6 protein-coding genes and 1 pseudogene are annotated in these 10,380 nt (G+C 67.1%); 6 read left to right on the top strand and 1 reads right to left on the bottom strand.

What is annotated here, in order from left to right; translation table 11 throughout:
• Positions 1 to 304 precede the first annotated feature (304 nt).
• A complete protein-coding gene (gene coaA, locus X803_RS0116180; protein WP_253907502.1) occupies positions 305 to 1,285 on the bottom strand; it encodes a type I pantothenate kinase in 981 nt (326 codons plus the stop codon).
• Positions 1,286 to 1,407: 122 nt separating this feature from the next.
• On the opposite strand from coaA, the gene glmS reads away from it, so the two are divergent.
• The 6 genes and pseudogenes from glmS to X803_RS0116210 form a co-directional block, all read left to right on the top strand.
• Complete coding sequence (gene glmS, locus X803_RS0116185) at positions 1,408 to 3,330, top strand: glutamine--fructose-6-phosphate transaminase (isomerizing) (protein ID WP_026545942.1); 1,923 nt, start codon at positions 1,408 to 1,410, stop codon at positions 3,328 to 3,330.
• A gap of 9 nt (positions 3,331 to 3,339) precedes the next feature.
• On the top strand, positions 3,340 to 3,711 hold the full coding sequence (locus tag X803_RS0116190) for a holo-ACP synthase (protein ID WP_026545943.1): 372 nt from the start codon (positions 3,340 to 3,342) through the stop codon (positions 3,709 to 3,711).
• A 10-nt stretch (positions 3,712 to 3,721) separates the two neighbouring features.
• Positions 3,722 to 5,263: an NAD(P)H-hydrate epimerase gene (locus X803_RS0116195; RefSeq protein WP_026545944.1), complete on the top strand. Its 1,542-nt coding sequence runs from the start codon at positions 3,722 to 3,724 to the stop codon at positions 5,261 to 5,263.
• Between the two features lie 96 nt (positions 5,264 to 5,359).
• On the top strand, positions 5,360 to 7,546 hold the full coding sequence (gene glgX, locus X803_RS20720; RefSeq protein ID WP_035779521.1) for a glycogen debranching protein GlgX: 2,187 nt from the start codon (positions 5,360 to 5,362) through the stop codon (positions 7,544 to 7,546).
• A gap of 44 nt (positions 7,547 to 7,590) precedes the next feature.
• Positions 7,591 to 9,903, top strand: coding sequence for a malto-oligosyltrehalose synthase (treY, locus tag X803_RS0116205; RefSeq protein WP_026545945.1), 2,313 nt, complete (start codon positions 7,591 to 7,593; stop codon positions 9,901 to 9,903).
• Positions 9,904 to 10,380: pseudogene (locus X803_RS0116210) on the top strand (malto-oligosyltrehalose trehalohydrolase); the annotation flags it as partial.

The raw sequence follows: 10,380 nt of genomic DNA on the forward strand, positions 1-10,380 counted from the left end.
CTGGTCGCGGCCGCACTCGGCTCCGGCCGTGGCGGCGGGGGAGCCGTGGTCGGTGCTGTGGTGGGAGCGGTCCCCGGAGATTGCTGAGCCGGGGCGGGAATGGTGCCGGGCGGAAGTGTTGCGGGCGGTTCGACCGGTCCGGTGGCCCCTGGGGTGGGCGAGACGGCAGTCGCGGACGGCGCGGGGATGGCCGCCGACGGAGTGTCCTCGACCGTGGGCGGTGGAGTGCCGCAGGCTGAGAGCGCAGCGAGGAGTGCCGCCGTCGTTATCCAGAAGGACAAGGGGCGGCGCGACCGGGGGCTCGTCAGGTCTTTCGTAGCAGCATTCTTCGGATCGAGTGGTCGGCTTCCTTGGTGAGCACCAGGGTTGCGCGGCCCCGGGTGGGGAGGACGTTGGCCATCAGGTTCGGCTCGTTGATGCGGCGCCAGATGCCGAGTGCGGTCTCGCGGGCCTCCTCGTCGGTGAGGAAGGCGTACCGGTGGAAGTAGGATTCCGGGTTCGCGAAGGCGCCGCTGCGCAGCGACTGGAAACGCTGGACGTACCACTCCTCAATATAGGAGGTCTTGGCGTCCACGTAGATGGAAAAGTCGAAAAAATCGCTCAGGGCGAGTCCGGACCGTCCGTCCGCCCTCATCCGGGCGGGAGCCAGGACGTTCAGCCCCTCGACAATCAGCACATCCGGCCGGCGGACCACAATTTCACGGCCCGGCACAATGTTGTAGGTCAGGTGGGAGTACCAGGGCGCGCGGACCTCTTCGGCGCCGCTCTTGACCTCGCTGACAAAGCGCAGCAGCCGGCGCCGGTCATAGGACTCGGGGAAGCCCTTCCGCTGCATCAGGCCCCGCCGCTCCAGTTCCTCGTTGGGGTAAAGGAAGCCGTCCGTCGTCACCAGTTCCACATTCGGGGTGCCGGGCCAGCGCCGCAGGAGCTCGCGCAGCACACGGGCCGTGGTGGACTTGCCGACCGCCACGGAACCGGCAACCCCGATCACAAAGGGCGTCCGGGTGGTGCGCTCACCGAGGAAGGTGTTGGTGGCCGCATGCAACTGGTGGGATGCGGAGACGTACAGCGAAAGCAGCCGCGAGAGGGGCAGGTACACCTCGCGCACCTCATCGAGGTTGAGGGCGTCGCCCAGCCCGCGCAGCCGCTGGACATCCTCGACATTCAGCGGTGACTCGATCTCATTGGACAGTCGCGCCCACGTGGAACGGTCCAGTTCCACGAAGGGGGTGACACCGGCGTCCACCGTAGCTGTGGGCCCGGTACCGGGAGATCGCTCACTCACCCTTGGAATTCTGCCCTCTGGCCACCGCATTAACAAACGGGTCCGCGGCCCTGCCCGTGACCCGCACCACCCGCGCAGCGCCGGGACAAGGGTTGGAGCGCGCGGCAGGTACGCTTAAGCCCATGTGTGGAATCGTAGGATACGTAGGCCGTAATAGCGGCGCATCGCTCAGCAGCGCAGTACTCGACGACGTCGATTCAAACGGCAGCCACGGCGCCCTTGACGTTGTCATGGAAGGCCTCCGCCGCCTTGAGTACCGCGGTTATGACTCCGCGGGCGTCGCAGTCCTGACCGAGGCGGGCATCCAGTCCCGCAAGAAGTCCGGCAAGCTCACCAACCTCATCGCCGAGCTGGAGGCCGAGCCGCTTCCCGAGTCCCTCACCGGAATCGGCCACACCCGCTGGGCCACCCACGGCGGACCCACCGACCAGAACGCGCACCCCCACCTGGCCGACGACGGCCGGCTCGCCCTGATCCACAATGGCATCATCGAGAACTTCGCCGAGCTGAAGGCCGAACTTCTCGAGTCCGGCGCCACCTTCCTCTCCGATACCGACACCGAGGTTGCCGCAGTGCTGCTGGGCAGCATCTACCGCCGCCTCGCCGATGCCGGCACCGAGGACGCCCTGACCAGGGCCATGCAGGAAGCCTGCCAGCGCCTCGAAGGCGCGTTCACGCTGCTCGCCATCCACCAGGATTCCCCCGACGTGGTGGTGGCTGCCCGCCGTAACTCACCGCTGGTGGTCGGCCTCGGCGACGGCGAGAACTTCCTGGGCTCCGACGTTTCCGGCTTCATTGACTTCACCCGCCGCGCGGTTGAGCTCGGCCAGGACCAGGTTGTCACCATCACCCCCGAAGAGGTGGCAATCACCGACTTCTTCGGCGCCCCGGCCGAGGGCAAGGAATTCCACGTCGACTGGGACGCCGCTGCCGCGGAAAAGGGCGGTTACGACTCCTTCATGGAAAAGGAGATCAACGACCAGCCCGACGCCGTTGGCCAGACCCTGCTGGGCCGCACCGACGCCAAGGGAAACCTCGTGCTGGACGAGCTGCGCATCGACGAGTCCATCCTGCGTTCCGTGGACAAGATCGTTGTGCTGGCCTGTGGAACCTCCGCCTACGCCGGCTCCGTTGCCAAGTACGCCATCGAGCACTGGTGCCGCATCCCCACCGAGGTGGAACTTTCCCACGAGTTCCGGTACCGGGATCCGATCGTCAATGAGAAGACCCTCGTGGTGGCCATCTCCCAGTCCGGTGAGACCATGGACACCCTCATGGCCGTCCGGTACGCCCGGGAGCAGGGCGCCAAGGTGATTGCCATCTGTAACACCAACGGTTCAACCATCCCGCGCGAGTCCGACGCCGTGCTCTACACGCACGCAGGCCCGGAAATCGCTGTTGCCTCCACCAAGGCGTTCCTGGCACAGATCACCGCCGCCTACCTGCTGGGTCTCTACCTTGCCCAGCTGCGCGGCAACAAGTTCCGCGACGAGATCAACGCCGTCATGAGCGATCTCGGCGAGATGCCCGCCAAGATCCAGCAGGTTCTCGACAACTCGGACGCCGTCAAGAAGCTAGGCCGGGACATGGCCAACGCCAAGTCGGTGCTGTTCCTGGGCCGCCACGTCGGCTTCCCGGTGGCCATGGAGGGTGCGCTCAAGCTCAAGGAGCTCGCCTACATCCACGCTGAGGGGTTCGCCGCCGGCGAGCTCAAGCACGGCCCGATCGCGCTGATCGAAGAGGGCCAGCCCGTCGTCGTCGTCCTGCCGTCCCCGCGTGGCCGCGACTCACTGCACGCGAAGGTGGTCTCCAATATCCAGGAGATCCGCGCCCGCGGCGCCGTCACCATTGTGATCGCCGAGGAGGGGGATGAGTCCGTGGCCGCGTTCTCCGAGCACGTCATCCACGTGCCGCAGACCACCACGCTGCTGGCGCCGCTGCTCACCACCGTCCCGTTGCAGATCTTCGCCCTCGAGCTGGCAACCGCCAAGGGTTACGACGTCGACCAGCCCCGTAACCTCGCCAAGTCCGTCACGGTTGAATAGGCCCTCCCGATGATCATCGGCATCGGAGTGGACGTGGTGGATGTACCCCGGTTTGAGCGGCAACTGCAGCGCACCCCCGGGCTGCGCGACCGGCTGTTCGTGGCGGCGGAACGTGAACTGAATACCCGCTCGCTTGCGGCCCGGTTCGCGGCGAAGGAAGCCGTCGCGAAGGCCCTCGGCGCGCCCGCGGGCATGAACTGGCAGGACTGCTGGGTCGGCCTCAACGCCAACGGCAGCCCGTTCGTCCAGGTTTCCGGGACGGTGCTGGCGGCTGCCGACGCGCGTGGCGTGCACCGCTGGCACCTGTCGCTGAGCCACGACGGGGACGTCGCAACGGCCATGGTGGTGGCCGAGGGGGAAGATCCCGGCGTCACCCGGTAAGATCCTAAGGGTGCTTAGTGCTTATACCGGGAGTTCGGTCCGGGCGGCGGAATCCCCGCTGCTCGAGGCCGGCCTCGGTGATGAGCTGATGCAGCGGGCGGCGCACGGCCTCGCACAGGCCGCTGCCGGGGAGCTCTCGGCGACCGGCGGCACCTACGGACGTTCCGTCGTCGTACTGGCTGGCAGCGGCAACAACGGGGGAGACGCGCTCTATGCCGGCGCCCGCCTGCAGCAACGCGGAACAGGCACGACGGCGGTGCTCACCTCCGAACGGGCCCACACCGCCGCGCTGGCTGCGTTCCGCGCCGCGGGCGGCCGGGTGGTCCAGCTCGGCGACTCCACCCTGGACAGTGTCGCGGCACGGGTATCCACCGCGGACCTGATCCTCGACGGAATCCTCGGTACCGGCGGCGTAGGGGGCCTGCGGGGACTGGCCGCTGACCTGGTTGAACGCGTCAACGCGCGCGGTACCGCGGGAACCGTAGTGGCGTGTGACGTCCCAAGCGGCGTCAACGCCGACACCGGCGAGGCCACCGGCCACTTACTGTCCGCTGATCTCACCGTCACCTTCGGCGCGCTGAAGGCCGGGCTGCTGATGGGCGCCGGAGCCCGCGCTGCCGGACGCGTGTCCACCATCGACATCGGCCTGGGCGAAACCCTCCCTGAACCGGACCTGTACTCGCTGGAGCCCGCGGACTTCCGGCACCTCTACGCTCAGCCCCAACCCGCTGACCACAAGTACAGTCGCGGCGTCCTGGGCATCGCCGCCGGGTCCGGAATGTACCCGGGTGCCGCTGTCCTGGCCACGGGCGCGGCGCTGGCCACCGGCGTCGGGATGATCCGGTTCCTCGGCCCCGAACGGGTGACCGCGCTCATCAACACCGTCCACCCGGAGGTGGTGTGCTCACAGGGCTCGGTCTCCGATACGCACGTGCAGGCGTGGCTGGTGGGTCCGGGCGCCACGGAGGATCCCGGCCAGCGACGACGTGCCCGCGAGGCGATCTCCTCCGGCCTGCCCACCATCGTGGACGCCGGAGCCCTGCCGCTGCTGCCGGACGCCGTCGGTGCGCACGTCATCCTCACGCCGCACGCCGGTGAGCTGGCGGCGCTGTTCGAACGGCGGGGCGATGCGGTGAACCGGACCGCCATCGAGGCTGACCCTGCCGCGTTCGCCCGCCAGGCCGCCCAGGCCACCGGCGCCACCGTACTCTTGAAGGGGTACACCACAGTGGTGGCCGCACCGACGGGGGAGACCTTCGTCCAGGCCAACGCCACACCGTGGCTGGCAACCGCCGGGTCCGGAGACACGCTCGCCGGGATCCTGGGCGCGCTGGTCGCCACCCATGGCGCCAACGACGACGACGGCTCCCTCCCCGGGCCGCCGCCCCCAGCCCGCTGGGCTGCGCTGGCCGCGGCCGGAGCGCTGCTGCACGGCCTGGCCGGCCGGAGGGCCGCGAAGCGCGGCCCCATCGTGGTCAGCGGCCTGCCCCGGCACATCGGCCGGGTCATCCACGATCTGCTGCAGGATCCACCGTCCACGCAGCCCCAGTAACTTTCGTTCACCAGAATGTCAGATCCCTGCGCTATGAAAAGATGCAGGACAAGCGGCCCGAGCAGATCGGAACGCATAATCAAGCAAGGAGCACACATGGAGCTATGGCCAGGAGATGCCTACCCGCTGGGGGCAACCTATGACGGCACCGGCACCAACTTCGCCCTCTACAGCGAGGTCGCCGAGAAAGTGGAGCTGTGCCTGATAGATGATGACGGCGCCGAAACACGCATCGCGCTGAAGGAAGTTGACGGCTACGTCTGGCACGGCTATCTGCCGCACGTGGTGCCCGGCCAGAAATACGGTTATCGGGTCCACGGCCCCAACAACCCGGCCGAGGGGCACCGCTGCAACCCCAACAAGCTGCTCCTGGACCCCTACGCCAAGGCCATTCACGGCGAGTACGACTGGAACCAGGCACTGTTCGGCTACAACTTCGGCGACCCCGCCTCCGTGAACAACGAGGACTCAGCCGCCCACACCATGCTCGGTGTTGTCATCAACCCGTTCTTCGACTGGGACGGCGACCGCCGGCCGAAGGTCCCCTACCACCAGTCGGTCATCTACGAGGCCCATGTGAAGGGGCTCACCCAGCTTCACCCGGATGTGCCTGAGGAACAGCGCGGCACCTATGCCGGCGTGGCCCATCCGTCCGTCATCGCACACCTGCAGAAACTTGGTGTCACGGCCATCGAACTGATGCCGGTGCACCAGTTCGTCAATGACAGCACGCTGCAGGACAAGGGGCTGTCCAACTACTGGGGCTACAACACCATCGGCTTCTTCGCCCCGCACAATGCCTACGGCTCCGCCGGAGACGAGGGCGAGCAGGTTCAGGAATTCAAGGCGATGGTGCGGGAACTGCACCTCGCCGGCATCGAGGTGATTCTCGACGTCGTCTACAACCACACCGCCGAGGGCAACCACATGGGCCCCACCCTGTCGATGCGCGGCATTGACAACGCGGCCTACTACCGTCTCGTGGAGGACGACAAGCAGTACTACATGGACACCACGGGCACCGGAAACTCACTCAACGTGGGCAACCCGCACGCCCTCCAGCTGCTCATGGACTCGCTGCGTTACTGGGTAACCGAAATGCACGTCGACGGCTTCCGGTTTGACCTTGCCTCGGCCCTCGCCCGCGAGTTCTACGAAGTGGACCGGCTCTCGGCGTTCTTTGAACTGGTCCAGCAGGATCCGATCGTCTCCCAGGTGAAGCTCATCGCCGAACCCTGGGACGTTGGCCCCGGCGGGTATCAGGTGGGCAACTTCCCGCCGCAGTGGACTGAGTGGAACGGCAAGTACCGGGACACGGTCCGCGACTTCTGGCGCGGGGAGCCTTCGAGTATCGGCGAGTTCGCCTCCCGGCTGACCGGATCGGCGGACCTCTACGAGCACTCAGCCCGCCGCCCGGTGGCGTCCATCAACTTCGTCACGGCTCACGACGGCTTCACCCTTCGGGACCTCGTGTCCTACAACGAGAAGCACAACGAGGCCAACGGCGAGGACAACAACGACGGCGAAACCCATAACCGCTCCTGGAACTGCGGTGTCGAGGGCCCCACGGATGATCCCGAGGTCCAGTCCCTCCGCGCCCGCCAGCAGCGCAACTTCATCGCCACCCTGCTGTTGTCACAGGGTGTGCCGATGATCTCGCACGGCGACGAGCTTGGCCGCACACAGGACGGCAACAACAACACCTACTGCCAGGATTCCGAGCTTTCCTGGGTCCACTGGGACAAGCTGGACCAGCCGCTGCTCGAATTCACGGCCGCGGTGAACCGGCTCCGGTCCGAACACCCCACCTTCCGGCGCCGCCGCTTCTTCGACGGACGCCCGGTGCGCCGGGGCGAGGGCGAGGCGCTGCCGGACATCGTCTGGCTGGACACCGCCGGCGAACTGATGGCACCTGAGGACTGGAACGCCGGATTCGGCCGCTCCATCGGCGTCTTCCTGAATGGTCAGGGAATCCGCGGCCGCGACCAGCGTGGTCAGCGCATCACCGACCTCAACTTCCTCCTGTACTTCAACGCCAATGACGAGCCGGTAACGTTCACCGTTCCCTCGGCGGAGTACGGGCCCATGTGGGATGAAGTGATCGACACGGCCGGCGTCTACGCCGACTCCGCGCCCATCGCCGCAGGGAACAAGGTCACCGTGGAAGCCAAGTCCATGGTGGTACTGCGGGCGCACGCCGAGGTGGAAGAACCGGACCACTCCGTGGCCGCCTCCCTGGCCATCCTCGCCAACGAGCACACAGCGCGGGCCGGCTCAGCCTGATCCTTCCCAGGCCACCCAGTCCACCCCACATCAGGAGAAACAACGTGCACACACCCCGCTCGACCTACCGGCTGCAGATCCGATCCAGCTTCGACCTGTCCGCCGCAGCAGAAACTGTGCCCTACCTGGTGGACCTGGGGGTGGACTGGGTGTACCTCTCACCCGTCCTCACCGCGGAAAAGGGTTCCGACCACGGGTATGACGTCACCGACCCCACCTCGGTGGACCCGGAACGCGGAGGCGCCGACGCATTCGACGCCCTGTGCCGGACGGCCCACGAGGCGGGGCTCGGTGTCCTCGTGGACATCGTGCCCAACCACGTGGGCGTCGCCACCCCGGCGCAGAACGCCTGGTGGTGGGACCTGCTCGCCAAGGGCAGGGACTCCCGCTATGCCGAAGCGTTCGACGTGGACTGGGACGCCGGCGGCGGCCGGATCCGGATCCCCGTGCTCGGTGACGGGGACGGCGAGGAGGAACAGCTCAAGGTTGTTGACGGAGAGCTGCACTATTACGAGAATCGGTTCCCGATTGCAGAGGGCACCGCGAAACCTGGCGACACCGGCGCGCAGGTGCACGCACGTCAGCACTACGAGCTGGTGAACTGGCGGCGTGCGGACAGCGAACTGAATTACCGGCGCTTCTTCGGCGTCAACACACTCGCCGGTGTCCGGGTGGAGGTGCCGTGGGTCTTCGATGAGGCCCACTCCGAGGTGCGCCGCTGGTTCGCCGAATCCCTGGTGGACGGCGTCCGCATCGACCATCCGGACGGACTGGCGGATCCGGCCGGCTATCTGGAGCGGCTGCGGGAGCTTTCGGGCGGGGCCTACACCCTGGTGGAGAAGATCCTCGAGCCGGGTGAGTCGCTGCCCGCGCGCTGGGCCTGCGAAGGCACCACCGGCTATGACGGCCTCGCGGTCGTGGACCGGTTGTTTGTCGATCCGGACGGCCAGGCGCCGCTGGACGCCGCGATGCCGGTTGAACCGTTTGTGCACATGATCCACGGAACCAAACGTGGGATCACCGATGGGATCCTGCGCTCAGAGGTCCTGCGCCTTGCCCGTCTGGTTCCGGCGTCAGCGAACCTGGAACCGGAGCGAAGTGCCGACGCCGTTGCGGAATTGCTCACCTGTTTCCCGGTCTACCGCAGCTACCTGCCGGACGGCGCCGGCCACCTGGCGGAAGCGGTCCTCAACGCGAAGGTGCGGCGGCCGGACCTGTCAGCGGAGATCGACGCGCTGCATCCGCTCCTCAACCCGTACCTGAACGGGCCCGAAGGTGAGCTGACCGAGCTTGCCGTGCGGTTCCAGCAGACCTCCGGCATGGTGATGGCCAAGGGCGTCGAGGACACGGCGTTCTACCGGTTCAACCGGCTGACTTCGCTCAACGAGGTGGGCGCGGATCCGTCGATCTTCGCGCTGGATCCCTACGATGTCCACCGGGCACTGCTTGAACGCCAGGAATCGGCGCCGTACACCATGAACTCCCTCAGCACCCATGACACCAAGCGCGGCGAGGACACCCGGGCGCGGATCTCCGTGCTCTCGGAAATCCCGGAGGAATGGGTGGAAACCCTCGGGCAGCTGAACGCACTGGCGCCCATCGGCGATCCCGCATTCGCGTCCCTGATGTGGCAGGCGTTGGTGGGAGCCTGGCCGCTCAGCCGGGAACGGGCACACGCCTACGTCGAGAAGGCATCCCGCGAAGCCGATGCGAGCACCCACTGGACCGCACCGGACGCCGCGTTCGAAGAAAAAATGCATGACGCCGTGGACGCCGCTTTTGACCGTCCGGAAGTGAACAGTCTCGTCACCTCGCTGGTGGAGAGGACGGCCGTTCCCGGCTGGTCCAACTCGTTGGGCGCAAAGCTGGTGCAGCTCACCATGCCCGGTGTGCCGGATGTCTATCAGGGCTCCGAGTTCTGGGAAACCTCGCTGGTGGATCCGGACAACCGCCGCCCCGTGGACTTCGCGGCGCGGAAGCAGGGGCTGGTTGACCTTGCCTTCGGGGCGCTGCCCCGGATCGACGATGGCGGCCTGGCCAAGCTCCTGGTCACCTCACGGGCACTGCGGCTGCGGCGGGACCGGCCGGAGCTGTTCACCGGTTACCGTTCAGTGGTTTCCACGGGAGCGGCGGCGGACCACGTCTTCGCCTTCGACCGGGGCGGCGCCGTTACCGTAGTGACCCGCCTCCCGCTGGGACTGGAGCGGGCCGGCGGCTGGCGGGACACCGCCGTCGTACTCCCGGAAGGAAGCTACAGCTGCGCAATCACCGGCACCGGCTTCGAGGGTGGGCCGGTGCCCGCGGGTCGCCTGTTCGAGACCTACCCTGTGGCACTTCTCGTAAAGGAGGAAGCGTAAATGAGTTCGAGGTTTGATGTGTGGGCGCCCAAGGCGCAGTCCCTGACGCTCGTGGCCGATGGTGAGCAGTACCCCATGACGTCCCGGAGCGGCGGTTGGTGGGAAGCACCGGGTGCCCCGGCTGACGGCGACGTGGACTACGGGTACCTCATCAACGGCTCCGCTGACCCGGTGCCGGATCCGCGTTCCCGCCGGCAACCGGAAGGCGTGCATTCACTCTCCCGCACGTTCGACGCCGGAGCCTACTCCTGGGGGGACAGCGGCTGGGCTTCACCCGGCCTGGACGGGAACGTCATCTATGAGATGCACATCGGCACCTTCACGCCGGAGGGCACGCTGGACGCTGCGATCGGCAAGCTCGATTATCTTGCCGGTCTCGGAGTGCAGTACGTCGAGCTGCTCCCGGTCAACGCCTTCAACGGCACCCACAACTGGGGCTACGACGGCGTGCTCTGGTATGCCGTCCAGGAAACCTAC

Source organism: Arthrobacter sp. 35/47 (assembly GCF_000520475.1).
Classification (GTDB): domain Bacteria; phylum Actinomycetota; class Actinomycetes; order Actinomycetales; family Micrococcaceae; genus Arthrobacter_D; species Arthrobacter_D subterraneus.

What these genes read in the sequence shown, in the direction of transcription:
- X803_RS0116190 (WP_026545943.1), top strand. Translation starts at nt 3,340, where the DNA reads ATGATCATCGGCATCGGAGTGGACGTGGTGGATGTACCCCGGTTTGAG.
- glmS (WP_026545942.1), top strand. Translation starts at nt 1,408, where the DNA reads ATGTGTGGAATCGTAGGATACGTAGGCCGTAATAGCGGCGCATCGCTC.
- glgX (WP_035779521.1), top strand. Translation starts at nt 5,360, where the DNA reads ATGGAGCTATGGCCAGGAGATGCCTACCCGCTGGGGGCAACCTATGAC.